Origin of the sequence: Bacillus paralicheniformis (assembly GCF_002993925.1) — a bacterium.
GTDB classification, from domain to species: domain Bacteria; phylum Bacillota; class Bacilli; order Bacillales; family Bacillaceae; genus Bacillus; species Bacillus paralicheniformis.
Genome location: NZ_CP023665.1, coordinates 3,430,896 through 3,447,678, shown reverse-complemented (window position 1 = coordinate 3,447,678; position 16,783 = coordinate 3,430,896). Strand labels below are relative to the sequence as shown.

At 43.6% G+C, this 16,783-nt stretch carries 20 protein-coding genes; 16 read left to right on the top strand and 4 right to left on the bottom strand.

The window, feature by feature from the left end:
- Window position 1 precedes the first annotated feature (1 nt).
- The 3 genes from CP943_RS17700 to CP943_RS17690 all read left to right on the top strand — a co-directional run bounded on the left by CP943_RS17700 (window position 2) and on the right by CP943_RS17690 (window position 1,896).
- Entirely contained in the window at window positions 2-457 is a 456-nt protein-coding gene (locus CP943_RS17700; protein ID WP_023856164.1) for a hypothetical protein, read from the top strand.
- 20 nt (window positions 458-477) lie between these two features.
- The gene (locus CP943_RS17695) at window positions 478-1,209 is read left to right on the top strand and encodes a (S)-benzoin forming benzil reductase (protein WP_075212939.1); all 732 of its coding nucleotides are present in this window, start codon (window positions 478-480) and stop codon (window positions 1,207-1,209) included.
- A gap of 156 nt (window positions 1,210-1,365) precedes the next feature.
- Window positions 1,366-1,896, top strand: coding sequence for an HD domain-containing protein (locus tag CP943_RS17690; RefSeq protein ID WP_020452803.1), 531 nt, complete (start codon window positions 1,366-1,368; stop codon window positions 1,894-1,896).
- Here the strand turns inward: CP943_RS17690 and CP943_RS17685 are convergent.
- The 3 genes from CP943_RS17685 to CP943_RS17675 all read right to left on the bottom strand — a co-directional run bounded on the left by CP943_RS17685 (window position 1,893) and on the right by CP943_RS17675 (window position 4,993).
- Window positions 1,893-3,356, bottom strand: coding sequence for an esterase/lipase family protein (locus tag CP943_RS17685; RefSeq protein WP_105981199.1), 1,464 nt, complete (start codon window positions 3,354-3,356; stop codon window positions 1,893-1,895). The two genes, CP943_RS17690 and CP943_RS17685, sit on opposite strands and share 4 nt — an antisense overlap.
- A gap of 146 nt (window positions 3,357-3,502) precedes the next feature.
- On the bottom strand, window positions 3,503-4,399 hold the full coding sequence (locus CP943_RS17680; protein WP_105981198.1) for an alpha/beta hydrolase: 897 nt from the start codon (window positions 4,397-4,399) through the stop codon (window positions 3,503-3,505).
- 159 nt (window positions 4,400-4,558) lie between these two features.
- Window positions 4,559-4,993: an Rrf2 family transcriptional regulator gene (locus CP943_RS17675; RefSeq protein WP_020452800.1), complete on the bottom strand. Its 435-nt coding sequence runs from the start codon at window positions 4,991-4,993 to the stop codon at window positions 4,559-4,561.
- Between the two features lie 187 nt (window positions 4,994-5,180).
- Here CP943_RS17675 and CP943_RS17670 point away from each other — a divergent pair, with 187 nt between their 5' ends.
- The 7 genes from CP943_RS17670 (at window position 5,181) to CP943_RS17640 (ending at window position 11,007) form a co-directional block, all read left to right on the top strand.
- A complete protein-coding gene (locus CP943_RS17670; protein ID WP_059231522.1) occupies window positions 5,181-6,290 on the top strand; it encodes an AI-2E family transporter in 1,110 nt (369 codons plus the stop codon).
- A gap of 56 nt (window positions 6,291-6,346) precedes the next feature.
- The gene (locus CP943_RS17665; protein ID WP_020452798.1) at window positions 6,347-6,568 is read left to right on the top strand and encodes a spore germination protein; all 222 of its coding nucleotides are present in this window, start codon (window positions 6,347-6,349) and stop codon (window positions 6,566-6,568) included.
- Between the two features lie 73 nt (window positions 6,569-6,641).
- Window positions 6,642-6,890, top strand: a complete 249-nt coding sequence (locus CP943_RS17660) for a YueH family protein (RefSeq protein ID WP_059231524.1) — start codon at window positions 6,642-6,644, stop codon at window positions 6,888-6,890.
- 93 nt (window positions 6,891-6,983) lie between these two features.
- Window positions 6,984-7,385 (top strand): YueI family protein, encoded by a 402-nt coding sequence (locus tag CP943_RS17655; RefSeq protein ID WP_026580054.1) that lies wholly within the window; start codon window positions 6,984-6,986, stop codon window positions 7,383-7,385.
- A gap of 185 nt (window positions 7,386-7,570) precedes the next feature.
- Window positions 7,571-8,122: a cysteine hydrolase family protein gene (locus CP943_RS17650; RefSeq protein WP_020452795.1), complete on the top strand. Its 552-nt coding sequence runs from the start codon at window positions 7,571-7,573 to the stop codon at window positions 8,120-8,122.
- A gap of 77 nt (window positions 8,123-8,199) precedes the next feature.
- Window positions 8,200-9,609 carry a nicotinate phosphoribosyltransferase gene (locus CP943_RS17645; RefSeq protein ID WP_229029889.1) on the top strand — a complete coding sequence of 470 codons (1,410 nt, stop codon included), beginning with the start codon at window positions 8,200-8,202 and terminating at the stop codon, window positions 9,607-9,609.
- A 177-nt stretch (window positions 9,610-9,786) separates the two neighbouring features.
- The gene (locus tag CP943_RS17640) at window positions 9,787-11,007 is read left to right on the top strand and encodes an EAL and HDOD domain-containing protein (protein ID WP_020452793.1); all 1,221 of its coding nucleotides are present in this window, start codon (window positions 9,787-9,789) and stop codon (window positions 11,005-11,007) included.
- Window positions 11,008-11,049: 42 nt separating this feature from the next.
- Here the strand turns inward: CP943_RS17640 and CP943_RS17635 are convergent, their stop codons facing one another.
- A complete protein-coding gene (locus tag CP943_RS17635) occupies window positions 11,050-11,271 on the bottom strand; it encodes a YuzC family spore coat inner layer protein (RefSeq protein WP_230368259.1) in 222 nt (73 codons plus the stop codon).
- A gap of 611 nt (window positions 11,272-11,882) precedes the next feature.
- On the opposite strand from CP943_RS17635, the gene degQ reads away from it, so the two are divergent.
- From degQ to CP943_RS17600, 6 genes are all read left to right on the top strand, one after another.
- Window positions 11,883-12,023 carry a degradation enzyme regulation protein DegQ gene (gene degQ, locus CP943_RS17625; RefSeq protein ID WP_003184860.1) on the top strand — a complete coding sequence of 47 codons (141 nt, stop codon included), beginning with the start codon at window positions 11,883-11,885 and terminating at the stop codon, window positions 12,021-12,023.
- Window positions 12,024-12,209: 186 nt separating this feature from the next.
- Window positions 12,210-13,079 (top strand): polyprenyl synthetase family protein, encoded by an 870-nt coding sequence (locus tag CP943_RS17620; RefSeq protein ID WP_023856156.1) that lies wholly within the window; start codon window positions 12,210-12,212, stop codon window positions 13,077-13,079.
- A gap of 14 nt (window positions 13,080-13,093) precedes the next feature.
- Window positions 13,094-13,258: a competence pheromone ComX gene (gene comX / locus CP943_RS17615; protein ID WP_023856155.1), complete on the top strand. Its 165-nt coding sequence runs from the start codon at window positions 13,094-13,096 to the stop codon at window positions 13,256-13,258.
- Window positions 13,259-13,297: 39 nt separating this feature from the next.
- Window positions 13,298-15,619, top strand: a complete 2,322-nt coding sequence (locus CP943_RS17610) for an ATP-binding protein (protein ID WP_023856154.1) — start codon at window positions 13,298-13,300, stop codon at window positions 15,617-15,619.
- An 86-nt stretch (window positions 15,620-15,705) separates the two neighbouring features.
- Window positions 15,706-16,344, top strand: coding sequence for a two-component system response regulator ComA (locus CP943_RS17605; protein WP_003184849.1), 639 nt, complete (start codon window positions 15,706-15,708; stop codon window positions 16,342-16,344).
- 16 nt (window positions 16,345-16,360) lie between these two features.
- Window positions 16,361-16,750, top strand: a complete 390-nt coding sequence (locus CP943_RS17600) for a hotdog fold thioesterase (protein WP_009329508.1) — start codon at window positions 16,361-16,363, stop codon at window positions 16,748-16,750.
- Window positions 16,751-16,783 lie beyond the last annotated feature (33 nt).

Below are 16,783 nucleotides of genomic sequence, written 5' to 3'. Positions count from 1 at the left end.
AATGAAAAATCCGAGGTTCTATAAGGTGCTATCTGCATGGTTAGCTTTTGCATTGGCGTCGATTTGGTTATTAATGCTTGTGGCAGTACACGGGCTGCTCATATTAGAATCCATTTTCTATTACATTGTGGTCATCTGCACATTAGGCATCATTTTACTGATATACCCATCGATGAGGGAGGGACACGATCAGGCAATGGCGGACTTTGTCCACTACGGTTATGGCTTGCTAGGATCGGGTGTGGCACTCGCCATCATGATCTTTGCTTTGATTCGCATTTTAAAAGGGAAATGCGGTTCATGGACGCAAGGTCTGCTTGTTTTTGGGGCAGCTCTCCAGCTGATTGTGTTCGAATGGTTCAGTTTACTGACGGCGGTTTTTTACGTGCTCGCCGCGTTTCTTCCGGAACAGAAAACCGCTGCACTTGAGAAGCAGGCTGATGAATCAGTACAATAATGGATAAGGAGGGACGCCGTATGCATTTATCCATTGTTACCGGAGCGTCAAAAGGGCTTGGCGCCGCGATTGCCGAAGGGCTTTTGCAAAAAGGCCATATTGTTCACGCTGTCTCAAGGACCAAGTCTGAAGTCAGTCATGAGAGGCTGATCCGGCATGAGGCTGATCTGACACAGCTCGCCGAAACAGAAAAGTGGTTTCGGCAATTGACAGAATCTGTCCAAGCCCGCGATTTTACTTCGATCACCTTGATCAACAATGCGGGTATGGTGACGCCGATCAAACGCGCCGGTGAAGCTGAACCGGAAGAGCTGAGGCTGCATTATGACTTAAATTTGTTAGCTCCGGTGATTCTCAGCCAGCTGTTTACCAAATGGCTCAAGCCATACAAAGGCAAAAAATCGATTGTCAATATATCATCAGGTGCGGCCAAAAACCCTTATAAAGGATGGAGCGCCTACTGCAGTTCAAAAGCGGGGCTCGATATGTTCACGAAAACATTCGGCTTTGAACAGGAAGATCAATCTGATCCGGTGAAAATGATTTCTTTCTCACCGGGGATCATGGATACCGGCATGCAAGAGGTAATACGTTCATCATCGAAAAAAGACTTTCATGAAATTGAACGATTCAAAATCTATCAAACAGAAGGAAAGCTGAGAAGCACGCCTTACGTCGCTGGCGTTCTGCTCGATCTGCTTGAGACCGACTTTGAAAACGGCAGAGTGTATGACATTAAAGAGTTTTTGTGAAAAATAAAAAACAAGCACATCAAATCGATTGTGCTTGTTTTTATTTTATTATGGCGCCGGCTCATATAGCGGAATTTTAAATATGATGTGTCAGATCAATTGAGATTTACATGAAAATATGTTAGGATTCTAAAAATATATAAAGGAGGGGTTTACATGAGAAACGTAACATTAGTGGATGTATTCACCCATCCAATCGCACAAAAATATTTAACACGCTCCGGTGTAGCTCATGCCGTAGCCTGCGCTTACCACGCATACCGCCTGGCGGTGCGAGCGGGAGTAGACCCTGATATCGCGACAAAAGCGGCTTTGCTGCACGATATCGGTCATTATGAATGGTATACCGACGGGGAATGGGATTATGAAAAATACAAGCAAAACGACATTCACGCGATAAAGGGTGCCGAGCGCGCTCACAAGCTGCTGATCCGCCTCGGCGAAGATCGGAAAGCGGCAAAAGAGATTGCTTTGGCGATTTTGCTTCATACGGATTCCTATTTGCCAGAAGGGGACCTCGATAAAAACAAGCTGCAGGAAATCGTCAAAAAAGCGGATGAGCTGGATGAAGAGCCGGGCGGAAACCACCATTACCGCAAAATCGATCATAAGCTGGCGCTTGAAAAGATCAGAAAACTTGACCGCATGGTCGATGAATCTTTATCTCCCATGAAAAGAACGGTTTAATCGGACAAAGGGCTGTTTTCAAACTTCTCCCCTTTGTCATTTACATAAATAGAGCGGATGATCGTCCTGTTAAACGGCGAGTTGTCTGCCGTTTTTCCTGAAAGGTCGATCGTCACCGAATACAAGCCCGCTTTTTTGAATGACAGGCTGTTTTGCAGCGCATTGATGGAAGCTGGTTTCAGCGACTTTTTCTCGGCCTGTTTTCCGTTTTCATAGCGGATAGAACGAACGGACGTCTTAACATTCGCAAGATTTGCCGATTCTCTGGTGACTGCGTTTTTAATTTGCTGGTTCAGAGGAGAATCGAACGTCACAATGAACAAAAACGCCTCTTTTTGTTTGACAGATGATGCGATCTTCCATGTACCTGCTGCCGGATTTTTAATGGCAGCGGAATGGACGAATCCCCCTTCAAAAACATCCGCCGTCTTTGCTTTTGAAAAATCTTTGAGCGGTTTGCCGTGCGGATCTGTCAATTTGATATTTCCCGAGGAATGATTGCTCAGCCAGTGAACGGTTATTTCCTTGACGCCTTTTTCAACGGCGAATTCCTCTTCTCTCAATCCATGATTTTCCCCTCCTCTGATGAAAGGGTACGATAGGTTTTCCTTGATGGCCGCTGTTTCATTTGCATATGCCTGAACCGTCAATAAAGGCATAAATACAGGAAATGTGAGGTTTCCTTTAATAATCGAGAAGTGATCCCACTTCCCTGTATTCAGGTTTGTGGCGTAAGGGAGTCTCGCATTTTTTTCGGTGACGGCACCGTCATTTTCGCCAAACATGTTTAAATAGACGCCTCCAAAAAATAAAACGCTGCCGAACCCGCCGATTTTATTGCCTGCCAAGGTGAAATATTTGGTTTTCGATCGATTGGGATGATTGTCGGTCTGATCGCGGAACGATTTCATAAACCCTGTTTGGAGAGAGTAAACGGCGGCATTTTTCTGGCCTAAAATATCGGCGAGCCATCCTGCCCAGCTGCTGTAGGCAAGGTCTGCCAGCTGCGAACCGTGATGGGGGGTTCCGAGCGTAATCAAGCGCTCGACATAATGGTATGCGTTGTGATGAATCAGCGCCGACTGACTGTCAATTCCGCCTTTGCTGTAGGAAACGAGAATGACCTTGCGGCCGAAATGCTGGTAGATTTCGCGCAGTTTCGCGGCCAGCATCGCTCCGTTATCCTGCATGTCTTTATCGGGGTGGAGATCGATAAAAGCCGCATCATATCCGTTTTTCCACGCCTGCTCCGCCATGTCATTTTCGTCAAACCAAGCGCTTGAAGAGCCGTTTAATCCATGGACAAATACAATCGGCGGTTTTGCGGGATCAGGATGTTCAACAGGGTCTCCCGCGAACCAGTGGCCCGGATCGCCTCCTCCTCCTTTAAATCCTCCCGCTTTCGATACATGCGGATACACGACCAGCAAAACAAGCATGAGCAGTACCAGTTTTTTCATCGTTGTTCACCTCATGGTTTTGTTGTAAGCGTTTTCATCTTATTTTCTGAAGGTGAACTTTATACCGATATACTGAAAAAAATTTAGAAAATATTCATAAAAGATAGGAATATACACTGAAAGGCCGGATATCCGGCCTTCAATGTTCATGCTTTTCCAGGCTTTAAATGTTTGCGGAAGAACGATTTGACGATGTCAAGGGTATGAGCCTGGGTAAAACCGTTATGTCCGGCCCCGTTTATTTTATACATAAGGGCATCATGGCCCTCTTTTATTAAGGCTTCAAACAATTGGACGCTTTGTTCATAAGGGACGACATCGTCCTGATCCCCGTGCATGATCAGAATGGGGGGCGCGTCCCTGTGAACATAGCTTATCGGACTCGCTTGTTTCGCCTGTTCTCTGTTTTCTTGAACAGGTCCGCCGATCAGCTTGGATTCCGGTGAATTGGGTGAATCATGGTCGAAGATGGACGGATACTTGCTCATGGACAGAAGATCAACCGGGCCGAACCAGTCCGCAACCGCATCGACTTTGCTCAATACATGACGGTATTCGTCCTGGCCTTCTAATTCTTCAATTCCTTCGGTCAATCCAAGCAAAAGAGCCAAATGGCCGCCTGAAGAATCCCCCCAGACTCCCACTCTATCAGGATCGATGTTATAGCACTCGGCATTTGCTTTTAAAAAGCGGACAGCTGTTTTCACATCATGAAGCTGAGCCGGAAACAGCGCCTCTCCGCTGCCTCTGTATTGAACGCTTGCCACGACATAGCCTTGCTCGACAAATGGAACCAGCTGGGGGATAAAGGCGGATGTATCCTGTTTTGTCCACCCCCATCCGCACCCTTGCAGATAAATAATCAGCGGGTATGTTTCTTGATTGCCTTCCCGGTTAAATAACGCATCCATTGGATTGCGGCGCGCCAGCAAATGTAATGTCAAAGAAGTGTCTTTCACTTTTGTGTACTCAATATTCGGTATGAGCTGAATGTAAGAGTTGGTGTTTTGCTCCCAGTTGATTTCTTTTATATGATTCGTCATGTTAAGTCCTCCCTTAATGTGCTGGAAATCCGAATTCGTCTGTGTTGATCACATGGTACCCACCGTTGTAATGAAAAATATTACAACGAGGCGAAAAAATATAATGCCAGACGCCCGTTGTAAGCGTGGGTGTTACAACAAGGCGGAAAAAATCATGCCTCATTGAGAAGCATTCTTTTTTTGGATAATCAGATCAGTCAATTCTTTTATAGAAATTTCTTTGAGTATAGTCTCCATGGCTGTTTGCGCTTTTAATAAAATAAGCTCAAGAACCTGGTGGATATTCGCACCGACCCAGCAATCAGGATTGGGATTTTCGTGAGTGTGAAACAGTTCGCCTTCACCGACAACTTCGACGGCTTTATAGACATCATACAAAGAAATGGCGCCGGCATCCCGTAATAAGTGCGCGCCGCCTGTGCCGCGCTTTACTTCAATCAAGCCCGCTTTTTTCAGCAATCTGCTGATTTGGCGGATGATGACCGGATTGGTATTGACGCTGTCTGCGATTTGCTCTGATGTCAAATGGTCGCTTCGGACTTGCATCAAGGATAACATATGTACGGCTATCGTAAATCTGCTGCTGATCTTCATCAAATCACCCTTCCGTTGTAATTATTGTATTTACAACGGATGAAGCTGTCAATCTTTTTTGCTCAAAAAGGTGTTGAAATGAAACCCTGTCAAAGCTTTTTCGTATGAATGGAAGGAAAACAGTTGACAGACGTTAGTGGGAATAGTAGTTTTTAGATTAATGAAAAAAGCCGGGAGGAAACAAAGCTTGTTTAAATCAAAAACCCATTTTTGGACGCTGCAAATTTTATTGGTTCTTCTTATTATTTATGTGTCGACAAAAGTGTCTTTTCTTTTCGAACCGATCATTGTATTTGCATCGACTTTATTTACTCCGATTTTAATTGCGGGAATCTTGTATTTTATATTCAATCCGATCGTGCGGTTTCTTGAGAAAAAGCTGCCGAGAACGCTGTCCATTCTGCTGATCTATTTGGCGTTTGTGGCATTGATCGTGTTTGTGCTGTCAGCTGTCGGTCCTGTGTTTACAAAGCAGGTGACCGATCTGTTTAACAGCATCCCGTCCTATGTGAAACAGATCCAGATTTTCATTAAGCAAATGTCGAATTCGCAGTGGTTCACTTGGATGATGAATCAGGACTTCGTATCGGTTGCCAAAATCGAAAGCTCAATCGGCGAATATCTGACGAGCCTGCCTGAGAATATTACAGGGAGCCTGTCTTCTGTATTCGGTGTTGTGACCAACATTGCGATCACGGCTGTTACCGTGCCGTTCATCCTGTTTTATATGCTGAAGGACGGCAACCGTTTCCCGAATTTGGCTGTCAAGATTCTGCCTGACAAGTACAAAAATGAAGGACTGAAAATTTTTAAGGATTTGTATGAGACGCTGGCGGCTTACATTCAAGGACAGTTGATCGTTTGTATGTTTGTCGGAACGGCGTGCTTCATCGGTTTTTGGATCGCCGGTGTGAAATACGCGCTGATTCTCGGCGTGATTATTGCCGTGACGAATATTATTCCATATGTCGGACCGTTTCTTGGAGCGACACCGGCTGTCATTATCGCTTTTCTCGACTCGCCGACGAAAGCATTCATCGCGCTGATCATCGTCGTTGCCGTTCAGCAGACAGACGGAAATCTGCTGTCGCCGCTGATTATCGGCCGCCGTCTGAATACGCATCCGCTGACGATCATCCTTTTATTAATCGGCGCCGGAAGCTTCGGAGGCATTCTCGGCATGATCCTGGCCGTTCCGGCTTATGCCCTGCTCAAGGCTTTTACATTGAATATCGTCCGCCTTGTCCGTTTAAGGCAGAGGTATAAAAAAGAAACGGCGGAAAATGCTGAAGTCTGAACGTTTTGCCCATTTTCACATATGATGGTAATAAATTGAATGGCGGAGGTGTGAAGATGCCGGCGATCGTCGGACCGATTTTTATCAGGCAAGTCGTTGATGACAGCGCAGCCTTCTTTGGAGATGTGTTTGCCATTTCCCCGAAGTGCACGGATGTTTCCGGAGGAGGAGCGGGTACATTTTTAACAGGGGACTACGGTTTGATTCAAAACAATAGCAATAAAACATCCTTCACAGATGCGGATGTGATCGACGGTTTCAAGTCATTGAACCTGTGACAGCCTCTTTTAAAGAGGCTGTTTCTTTTTTATAGTATAATGGGAAAAAAGATAGATAAGGCAGGTGACAAAGATGAAAATAAGGAAGGCAAACACCTTGAACAAAGATCAGATGATCACAGACGTTTACCTCCATGAAAATAAAAAGGAATTTCATACGCTTGTGGCTGTGCCGCAACTGGAGTGGAGTAAGCTGATTTCTTATGAGGAAGAAAAAGCAGAGCTCGCCGAAAAGCTTGACCGGTCATTGTCGAAAGTGGCTGAAGCGGATGCGGCCGAGGAGCTGTCCAAAAAGATTGTACAATGGGTGACCGAAATGTAGCCCGGGCTCATGCCCGCTGTTTTCATGGGCATACTGATAAAAAAACGCAGCTTAAAACAAGCTGCCAGCAAGATAAACTGGAGGGTCTAAGACGTGAGCGACCAATCAATGGATCAATATTTACAGCAGGGAATGTATGGACCACGCGAAACGAAGCCGGATGAACGCAGACTGTTTTTAGGCTCGCTGAGGGAACGGGTTATCATCGCATTGACGAAAGGACAAGTGCTGCGTCCGCAGGCATACCGCGAAGTCATCGATGCGCTTGGCTCAAAAGCGGATGCGACATTATTGCTGAACGGTGAAATCGACTACTCTCATTTATCTCCTTACATCAAGGAGTCCAATAAACAAGGTGTTTCTTTTTCCATCGTGTCCGACCAGCAATCGGATACTCCCCTTGGACTTGTCCTCGCAGCGCGCGAGGCTGTAGAGAAAGAATCGATTTATGTTCAGGACGACATCTTTGAGCAGTCGGTTTTAAACAAGAGATGAGGCACGGGTTTTCGCACGCGTCTTCCACAGGGCGTGCGAAAACCCGCGGTTTTTGTTTTTTTCTGAAAAAGAAAAAACCCGCTGCTGGCGCGGCTTTGCAGCCATATCCGCTTGATTCGCCATTCACTTGTCCGTTTAGATAAGTTATAATGTTACCTATCATACAAAAGGCGGGGAGGGCGGCAATGAAAAAAGCTCTTATATGTATAGATTATACAAATGACTTTGTCGCAGCTGACGGAAAGCTGACGTGCGGAGAACCAGGCCGGGAAATCGAAGACGCCGTGACGCGTCTCGCGGAAACGTTTATTCAAAACGGCGATTACGTCGTATTTGCAGTCGATTCACACGAGGCCGGCGATTCGCATCATCCGGAAACCCGTTTGTTTCCTCCACATAATATAAAAGGTACATCAGGACAGGATTTATACGGAAAGCTTGAAGCGCTTTATCGAAAACACGAACATGATCAGAATGTCTATTACATGGAAAAAACAAGGTACTCTGCTTTTGCCGGGACAAACCTCGAGCTGAAGCTTCGTGAAAGGGATATTAAAGAACTGCACCTCGTTGGCGTATGCACAGATATATGCGTGCTCCATACCGCAGTAGACGCTTATAATAAAGGGTTTAATCTTGTCATTCATCAAAACGCAGTGGCTAGCTTTAACCCGGACGGGCACGACTGGGCTCTTTCTCATTTTGCAAACACCCTGGGAGCCTCAGTGTCAGATTGAGGAAGGAGAAATGAAGGTTGGAACACCGTTTTACAGACGACAGTCTAGCACTACACACAGACCTATATCAAATTAATATGGCGGAAACGTATTGGCGCGACGGCATTGATCAAAAGAAAGCCGTTTTTGAACTGTTTTTCAGAAAGCTCCCTTTTGACAGCGGTTTTGCCGTTTTTGCCGGTCTTGAAAAAGCGATTGAGTTTTTGCGGGATTTCAGATTTACTGAAAGCGATTTAGTTTATTTAAAAGAAGAGCTGGGCTTCAAAGATGACTTTCTCAGCTTTTTAAAAGATATGAGATTCACCGGTTCGCTTTATTCCATGCAGGAAGGCGAAATCGTGTTTGGAAACGAACCGATCATGAGGATCGAAGCGCCTTTGGCCGAAGCGCAGCTGATTGAAACGGCTCTGCTCAACATTGTGAATTACCAAACATTGATCGCGACAAAAGCCGCGAGAATCAAAAGTGTGATAGGAGATGAGACGGCGCTCGAATTTGGAACAAGGCGCGCGCATGAAATGGACGCGGCGATGTGGGGAGCAAGGGCCGCGATTATCGGCGGGTTCGATGCGACAAGCAATGTCCGCGCCGGCAAGCGTTTTGACATTCCGGTATCGGGCACGCACGCCCATGCGCTTGTTCAAGCCTACCGCGACGAATACACGGCATTTAAAAAATATGCGGAAACCCATAAAAAATGTGTCTTTTTGGTCGATACATATGATACGGTGCGTTCCGGCATTCCAAATGCAATCAAAGTGGCGAAGGAATTCGGTGATCAAATTGAATTTTCGGGAATCCGCCTGGACAGCGGAGACCTCGCCTATTTGTCCAAGAAAGCGAGAGCCATGCTGGATGAAGCCGGATTTACAGATACAAAAGTCGTCGCCTCAAGCGATCTTGATGAGTATACGATTATGAACCTGAAAGCCCAGGGCGCAAAAATCGACGTCTGGGGCGTCGGCACAAAGCTGATTACCGCTTATGATCAGCCGGCTCTCGGCGCGGTTTACAAACTCGTTTCCATCGAAGAAGACGGAAAAATGGCAGACACGATTAAAATTTCTTCGAATCCGGAAAAAGTGACGACTCCAGGCTTGAAAAAGGTGTACAGAATCATCAATCAGCTGAACCATCATTCAGAAGGCGATTATATCGCTTTGGACTATGAAAAGGTCAATGAACAGGAGCGGCTGAAGATGTTTCACCCCGTTCATACGTTTATCAGCAAGTTTGTGACGAATTTTGATGCGAAAGACCTTCACCAGCCGATCTTTGAAAAAGGCGAGCTTGTTTATGAGAATCCGAGCATTCAGGATATTAAGCGGTATGTTCAAGAAAATCTCAGTTTGCTTTGGGAAGAGTATAAGCGGATCAGCAAGCCCGAAGAATATCCTGTCGATTTAAGCGAAGCTTGCTGGAACAACAAGATGCAGCAAATTCACGAAGCAAAAATCAAGGCGAAAAAAGGTCTGGATCAAGGTTGACTCTGTAAACGATAGTTTTTAATATAACTGGGGATTGAAACAGATAATTTCTTCGGGGATTATCTGTTTTTCAATATTAAGTTCAATATTTGGGCGGATTTTTTAAGCGGACGGGATTTGCTCATTTAATTGATATACTTAAAAGCGAAGGCACCTCAGTCGCTAGGGGGAAGAAGAATGAGGGTATTCGTTGCCAGACAGCCAATATTCAACAGAAAAGAACAAGTTGTCGCATACGAGCTTTTATACAGAGAAAGCGAGAAAAACTTTTTTTCCGGTATTGACGGTGATCAAGCGACAACAGAATTGATGATTAACAGCTTTTTAAACATTGGAATCGATAAATTGACAGAAGGCAAAAGGTATTACGTGAATTTTACCGAAGGTCTTTTGGCATCAGGGCTGCCGACTTATTTTGATCCGGACCAGCTCGTTGTAGAAATCCTTGAAGATGTGCCGATCACCCCTGAGCTTATCGAAAGGTGCAGGCATTTGAAAAGCCTCGGCTACACGATTGCCCTTGATGATTTTTGTTTAAAGCATCGCGTGGAGAGGGACTTGCTCCATCAGCTTTTGGCATCCATTGATATTTTGAAGATCGATTTTTTCAAAACGACGCGGCAGGAAAGACAGAGCATCCTTCGATCATGCCGGAACCACCGTCTGACGTTCCTCGCTGAAAAAGTGGAGACGCGAAAGGATTATGAGCAGGCTGTAAAAGACGGATTTCAACTGTTTCAAGGCTATTTCTTCAGCGAGCCCGCTGTGATTGACGGTCAGGACATTACATATCATTTCCATGCTTATTATGAGCTGCTGCATGAATTAAGCGAAGATCAGCCTGATATTGAAAACGTCACAAATATTATAGAACGCGATTTGTCGCTTTCCTACCAGCTGCTGAAGCTGTTGAACTCTCCGGCCAATCGGCCGATTCAAAAGATTAAAAGCATCCGCCAGGCTATCGTGCTTCTCGGATTTAAAGAAATCAAAAGGTGGATCTTCATCCTCTCATTTAAGGATTTAACGAAAAAACAAAACTCCAGCAAGAACGAAGTCGTCAAGATTTCGCTGATCCGCGCGAAGCTTTGCGAATTGCTGGCGAAAAAAACGAATCGCCCTCAGCCGGCTTCTTATATGCTGACAGGCATGTTTTCATTTATCGATACACTGCTTCACAAAGAACTGGCGGAAGTCATCAGCGAACTGCCGCTGACGGACGAAGTAGGACAAGCACTGCTCGGCAAAGAAAACGATTATCGAAAAATCTTGCGGCTTGCAAAATCGATCGAACGAAACGAATGGGAAGACAGCACGCCAGAAACAGAAGGCTTAACAAAAGATGAAGCGTATCAATGCTATCTTGAAGCCGTTGATTGGTGTCAAAAACTTTTATAAAAAAATTCCGGCTCCTTTTTAGGGATCGGAATTTTTTTTGCGCTAAGACCAACGCAGGAGGAGGAATATTCTGCTGCGGGGGCTGATAAGCATGATGCGGATGCCGTCGGGATCGAAAGAGGCATCAAGCTGGCTGCGGACGCCGGTTTGTCTGAGCAGGGCAAGGACGGTATTTTTTTGGTTGCTTTGGGCAGCCGTCATGATTTGGTGAGCCAAAGCACGCGATGCTGAAAGCCTGCTTAAAATTCTTTGTCCGTCAGCCATCAAGCCCTCCGCTTCTTTTGCCGAACGCGAAAAGGCGCTGGCTTCAACTTCCGGATAGACCTGCCGGCAGCGGATATGTTGGTATGGATGCATCCAAAAGCAATGAGAAGGAAGCAATATGAACACCTCGTTTCAATTTTTACGGGTCAAATTGCGGTTTTTGCGGTGTAAGGCGAAGGGTCGGTTTTTTTTAAGGGCCGAAATGCGTGTCGGTCTATTGCGTGTTTTTCGGTGGTGCATACCCGATCTGCGTTCCTTGAACAATCAAGTTTTTCTATTCCCCGCTAGTTATTACTTTAGACTCAATGTCGCAAAACGAACGAAAAATAACTGAACTTGCGGTGCTAAAGGGGTTTATTAGTGATCTTTATTTGATCCCTTTAAAAACAAACTAAAATTTTATGTTTCATCAGGAATTGAGAACTAATCGCAAGTCGTGTAGAATGGGTGTTATGGTCTATTTAAAGTTTGCGGTGTAACGCATGAATTTATATGCAACTTTTCGGTGAAAAAGAGACCAATTCCCTTTAAACTTGTATTAACAGATCAAATACCTATGACTCGTTCACTATACACAAATTGATTGATCTTCCAAAAGGAGTGTGGAATCGGTGGAAAAGCAACAAATTGAAGAATTAAAACAACTGCTTTGGCGGCTAGAGAATGAAATCAGAGAAACAAAGGACTCCTTGCGCAAGATTAACAAAAGCATTGATCAATACGATAAGTACACATATCTAAAAACCTCGTAAAAAGACTTGTTTCAGACAAGTCTTTTTTTTTTGCAAACAAATCCAAAAAAAGGATATATTATTATATAATTGTTAAATAAAAAAATTGCTCTGTCAATCGGGAATTTGATTTAGTAAAATATTAAGAAAGGAGGGAGCACCATCTCTAAGCTTTTTTGTCTAGATCACAGTAAAATCAAGCAAAGAATGAATCATTTTATAGACGTTGAGATTCCCAACGCGGACTTAAATCGGACGCTGCACGCTTTTCTAGATGCAAAGGACCAGTTGCATTTCAGCGAGCTTGCTTTTTATCATTACCAAAGTTTCGGCGGCACGGACACTGATGCGGCGGAAACGCTTGGAGCGGGCATAGAACTTTTGATTCTTGCGTTTGATATATTCGATGATTTAGAGGATGAAGACAGCCCCGATGAACCTTGGATGAAAATAAACCGTTCAGTCGCAATGAATGCGGCGACTGCGCTTTATACAATAAGCATTAAAGTGATCAGTTCGGTGTCGAAAGAACCGGTGTTTTTTGAAAAACTGATGGAATATATACTTCAATCGATGCAGGGACAGCATGACGATCTCAGCAACCGGCCTGCCACTGAAGATGAATGCCTTGACATGATCAAGCGTAAGTCCGGGGCACTGACGGCTCTGCCATGCGTGCTTGGGGCGATGCTTGCCACGGGCAAATTTGACCCGGCGGTGGAGAAGTACGCATATCAGCTGGGCATTGCTTCACAAATCGAAAATGATTATAAAGCACTTTTTTATGATTCAAAAAGCGATATCGCCAAGAAAAAGCGGACGCTTGCGTACTTATATTTGTCAAGAAAATTTAACCAGCCGTCGATTGATTTATTAAAAACATTTGAAACTGAGGATAAAATTGCCGATAAAGAAATAAAATGCTATAAAGAGAAATTGAAAGCAGCAGGCGTCACTCAGTATATGTATGTTATGAATCAGCTCGCTATTCAGAAATTTAAGAAGGGGATTGAGGAGTTGGAGTTGGGGGATATGGAAAAAGAACGTTTGATGTCTGCCCTGCTTAATAACAATTAAAGAGGAGACTATATATGCAAGATGTTGTGAACTTTTTGATGGAAAATCCCGATGTTTTAAAAAAAGTTGTTGATGGGGATGCTTGTTTACTAGGCATAGACCCAGAAAAAACAGGAGTAGTGGTTGACAGTATTAGATTATTAGGTAAGAGTTGGGGTGGAGGAGGATTTTGGATTTAAAATTCTTCCTATACTATCTACTATAAGGATGTAAAATTAATGCGTGTTAATTATAACAAACTATCTTTAATTATTATTTTGCTAAGCCTCTCCTTGGTTCCTTATATTATCTATGTAAATCTGCATTCTAGTTACCTTGGAATGACAATGCAATTTAATGAAAAAAATGAATATCAAGTATTCGAGATTGAAAAAGGGTCACTAGCCCAATCCCTAGGTTTTGAAAAAGGGGATGTTATATTAGAGATAAATGGAAAAAGTGTAGAAAAATTAAGGGCCGATGATGGAAAATTAGCTGATGAATTAAGTGATGTTAAATCTATGATCGTTGAAAGAGATGGAGAGATAGGGTTTGTAGAGACCGGATATGAATTGGTAAGTTATGAAAGCCTATTTCTATTTATCATTCCAATGATGTTTTATCTCCTTTCTCTTTTTTGTGTTTATTTCATAATAAAATCAAACAAAAGGTTAAATTCGGCTTCCGCTTTTATTTTAATTGTTTTTCTGCTTGTTACATCAACAGCTTATTCTTGTTCTGTGGGATCTGCAAAGGGAGATAGTTTAAGTATCTATATAACAATGATAACTTTTCAATTCGTTCCTGTTTTGTATCTCCACTATATTTATCAATATTTCAAGGAAAAAGGAAAAGAGTTTTTCAATAATAAAATATTTCTTTTCCTATATCCGGTGGGTTTATTGAATTTGCTATTGGAAATTTTCAGTGATAATTTGCAGATTTCTTATAGTTCCATTAAGCTCTTTAACTTGGTATCTTTCTTGTTTGTTACCATTATAGCCTTTGCTCTTATCATTTATGGTGTAATAAAAAATAAAGCTTCAGAGCAAGCCTATTTTTTAAGGATACTCGTTATCACAAATTTTGTTGCGTTTATTCCGTTCTTAATTTTCTATGTCATACCATATGTATTTATCGGGGATTATATATTCCCGGCAATGTTTGTCGTTCCTTTTTTGTTGATTATTCCTTTCTCATTAGTGTATCAATTTATTGCTACCAAAATATATGACATTGAATTCTTATTGGGACGTTTTAAATACTACGGATTGTTAGCCATTTTACCAAGCTTGACAGCTGTAGGTGTATTTACTTTAACACAAGAATTAAGTAATAGTTTGAATACAGTTAAAAACACTATATTTATCTATTTTATTATGTTAGGTGTTTTTTATCTCAAGGAAATTCTTGATTTTCGTTTCCGTTTAAAAAGGTTTTCTGAAAAATTTAATTACCAAGATAGTGTATTTAAGTTTACACAGCTTATACGAAGCTCGACATCGTTAGCTCAAGTGCTAAGGGAATTGTCTCAAACGATTCTTGATGTTTTACCTGTAAGTCAGGCTTATGTACTGGAGTTAAAGAGTGATGGAACCGTAGGGTTACTTGAAAATAATGCAAACGATCAAGTGTGGAAGCCTTATGAAAAAGAAGCTTTTAGGGCTATCACCGACATCGGCAAAATCGTCGAAGTCGACCGCGGATTTTTGATTAAGATCGGTGAACGGGGCGGGACTTCTTATGTCATGCTGTGTTTGTCGGTTTTAAATACGCCTAGGCTGACGCGCGATGAGATTTCGTGGCTTGAGACGCTGGCGTTTTATACGAGTGTTTCCCTGGAAAACGTCTTGAAAATCGGCGAGCTGATGGAGCATCTGGAACATGTGAAAAAAGAAGGGCCGAATCCGGCGTGGCTGAATAAATTGATGTTTGCGATTGAAGAGAAGCAGAGATCTGATTTGGCCCGTGATCTTCATGATTCTGTGCTGCAGGACATGATTTCCTTGAAGCATCAAAGCGAGATGTTTCTGGCTGATTTTGAAAAAGATAAAGTCTGTACGAATCAAATCAGGCAAAGGCTCATCAATATGAATGAGCAAATGTCCACCGTCATCCAGACGACAAGGGAAACGTGTCAGGAGCTGAGGCCGCAGCTGTTGTACGATCTTGGACTGGTCAAAGCCCTTTCGAAACTGGCGGCACAGCATCAGGAGTCCTCATCGATCGATAAGATCCGCCTCAATACGGAAAGGTTCTCAAAGGTGCTCGACCTGGACACGCAGCTGAATTTGTACAGAATTGTGCAGGAGCTTTTAAGCAATGCGGTTAAACACTCGAAAGCTAATGAGGTTTTGATTATGCTTGTCTGCATAAAAGAAAAAGTTGTTCTTCATTATGAAGATGACGGCATCGGTTTTGATCCGGACAAGCTTTATCAAAACAGCGCAAGCATGGGGCTGTCGGGCATTCGCGAGCGAGTCCGCGCGCTGAACGGCAGTCTGGATATACAGACAGCAGAAGGGAAAGGCTTCAGGGTCGCCATTGAAATGGAATTGTAATGTTTAGTTAACATTTTTGCTTGGCATCCGCCAAGTTTTTTCTATAAAATGGTGATAGGGCAAGGTTACGCAAAAGGGAGGAAATTATGAGAAGATTACTTGTGATCGATGATCATCCGGCTGTCATGGAGGGGACGAAGGCAATTCTTGAAACGAACCAGGACTTTGTTGTCGATTGCCTCAGCCCTGAAGCCAGCGAACAATTTCTCAAGAAGCATGATTTTTCTGCGTATGACCTGATCTTAATGGATTTAAATTTGGGTGAAATCAACGGCATGGACCTATCTAAGAAAATCCTTGAGACGTGTTCATCATGCAAAATTATCGTTTACACAGGCTATGAAGTCGAAGATTATTTTGAAGAGGCGATTCGTTCCGGCATGCACGGCGCCATCAGCAAAACGGAATCGAAGGAAAAGATTATAGAGTACATATATCAGGTACTGGATAATAAAATTGTCGTCGATTATGATTATTTCAAGCAGCTGATAACACAGCAAAAATCGAAGTCAAACAGCCAGCAGACCCAGCACGATCTTTTGACTGAAAGGGAATGCCTGATCTTAAAAGAAGTCGAAAAAGGCTATACAAATCAGGAAATCGCTGATGCGCTTCATTTAAGCAAGCGGTCGATCGAATACAGTCTGACTTCCGTATTCAGCAAACTGAATGTAGGATCACGGACAGAGGCTGTTTTAATCGCGAAATCTGAAGGCGTACTTTGATGAAGGGACGATTGTGATGGAAACGAAACATACACTTCTTGAAGCGTTGGGAATCGAGTTGAAGGAATGCAGCAAAGAGCGGTGTGTTGCGGTCATGCCTGTCGACGAAAGAACGCGTCAGCCATTCGGTTATCTGCATGGAGGTGCGTCCGTTGCGCTTGCTGAAACGGTGGCAAGCATCGGGGCATATCAGCATATCGATCCAAAAGAGCAGGCATGCTTCGGGCTTGAGATCAACGCCAACCATATTAAATCGGTGAAAGACGGAACGGTTAAAGCGGTCGCAACGCCTCTGCATGTAGGCAAATCAACAATGGTGTTTCAAATTGAAATACGCGATGAGCAAGACAGCCTGATTTGCACGTCCAGGTGCACGATGGCGGTCATCAGCCGCCCTTCATCGTAAACCAAAAAAACTCGCCTTTTAGGGCGAGTTTTC

Coding starts and splice junctions, on each gene's coding strand:
- CP943_RS17650 (WP_020452795.1), top strand. CDS start 7,571: ATGAAAAAAGCTCTTATATGTATAGATTATACAAATGACTTTGTCGCA.
- CP943_RS17690 (WP_020452803.1), top strand. CDS start 1,366: ATGAGAAACGTAACATTAGTGGATGTATTCACCCATCCAATCGCACAA.
- CP943_RS17660 (WP_059231524.1), top strand. CDS start 6,642: ATGAAAATAAGGAAGGCAAACACCTTGAACAAAGATCAGATGATCACA.
- CP943_RS17695 (WP_075212939.1), top strand. CDS start 478: ATGCATTTATCCATTGTTACCGGAGCGTCAAAAGGGCTTGGCGCCGCG.
- CP943_RS17640 (WP_020452793.1), top strand. CDS start 9,787: ATGAGGGTATTCGTTGCCAGACAGCCAATATTCAACAGAAAAGAACAA.
- CP943_RS17675 (WP_020452800.1), bottom strand. CDS start 4,993: ATGAAGATCAGCAGCAGATTTACGATAGCCGTACATATGTTATCCTTG.
- CP943_RS17685 (WP_105981199.1), bottom strand. CDS start 3,356: ATGAAAAAACTGGTACTGCTCATGCTTGTTTTGCTGGTCGTGTATCCG.
- CP943_RS17645 (WP_229029889.1), top strand. CDS start 8,200: ATGGCGGAAACGTATTGGCGCGACGGCATTGATCAAAAGAAAGCCGTT.
- CP943_RS17665 (WP_020452798.1), top strand. CDS start 6,347: ATGCCGGCGATCGTCGGACCGATTTTTATCAGGCAAGTCGTTGATGAC.
- CP943_RS17605 (WP_003184849.1), top strand. CDS start 15,706: ATGAGAAGATTACTTGTGATCGATGATCATCCGGCTGTCATGGAGGGG.
- CP943_RS17680 (WP_105981198.1), bottom strand. CDS start 4,399: ATGACGAATCATATAAAAGAAATCAACTGGGAGCAAAACACCAACTCT.
- CP943_RS17610 (WP_023856154.1), top strand. CDS start 13,298: ATGCGTGTTAATTATAACAAACTATCTTTAATTATTATTTTGCTAAGC.
- CP943_RS17635 (WP_230368259.1), bottom strand. CDS start 11,271: ATGGCTGACGGACAAAGAATTTTAAGCAGGCTTTCAGCATCGCGTGCT.
- CP943_RS17700 (WP_023856164.1), top strand. CDS start 2: ATGAAAAATCCGAGGTTCTATAAGGTGCTATCTGCATGGTTAGCTTTT.
- CP943_RS17620 (WP_023856156.1), top strand. CDS start 12,210: ATGAATCATTTTATAGACGTTGAGATTCCCAACGCGGACTTAAATCGG.
- comX (WP_023856155.1), top strand. CDS start 13,094: ATGCAAGATGTTGTGAACTTTTTGATGGAAAATCCCGATGTTTTAAAA.
- CP943_RS17600 (WP_009329508.1), top strand. CDS start 16,361: ATGGAAACGAAACATACACTTCTTGAAGCGTTGGGAATCGAGTTGAAG.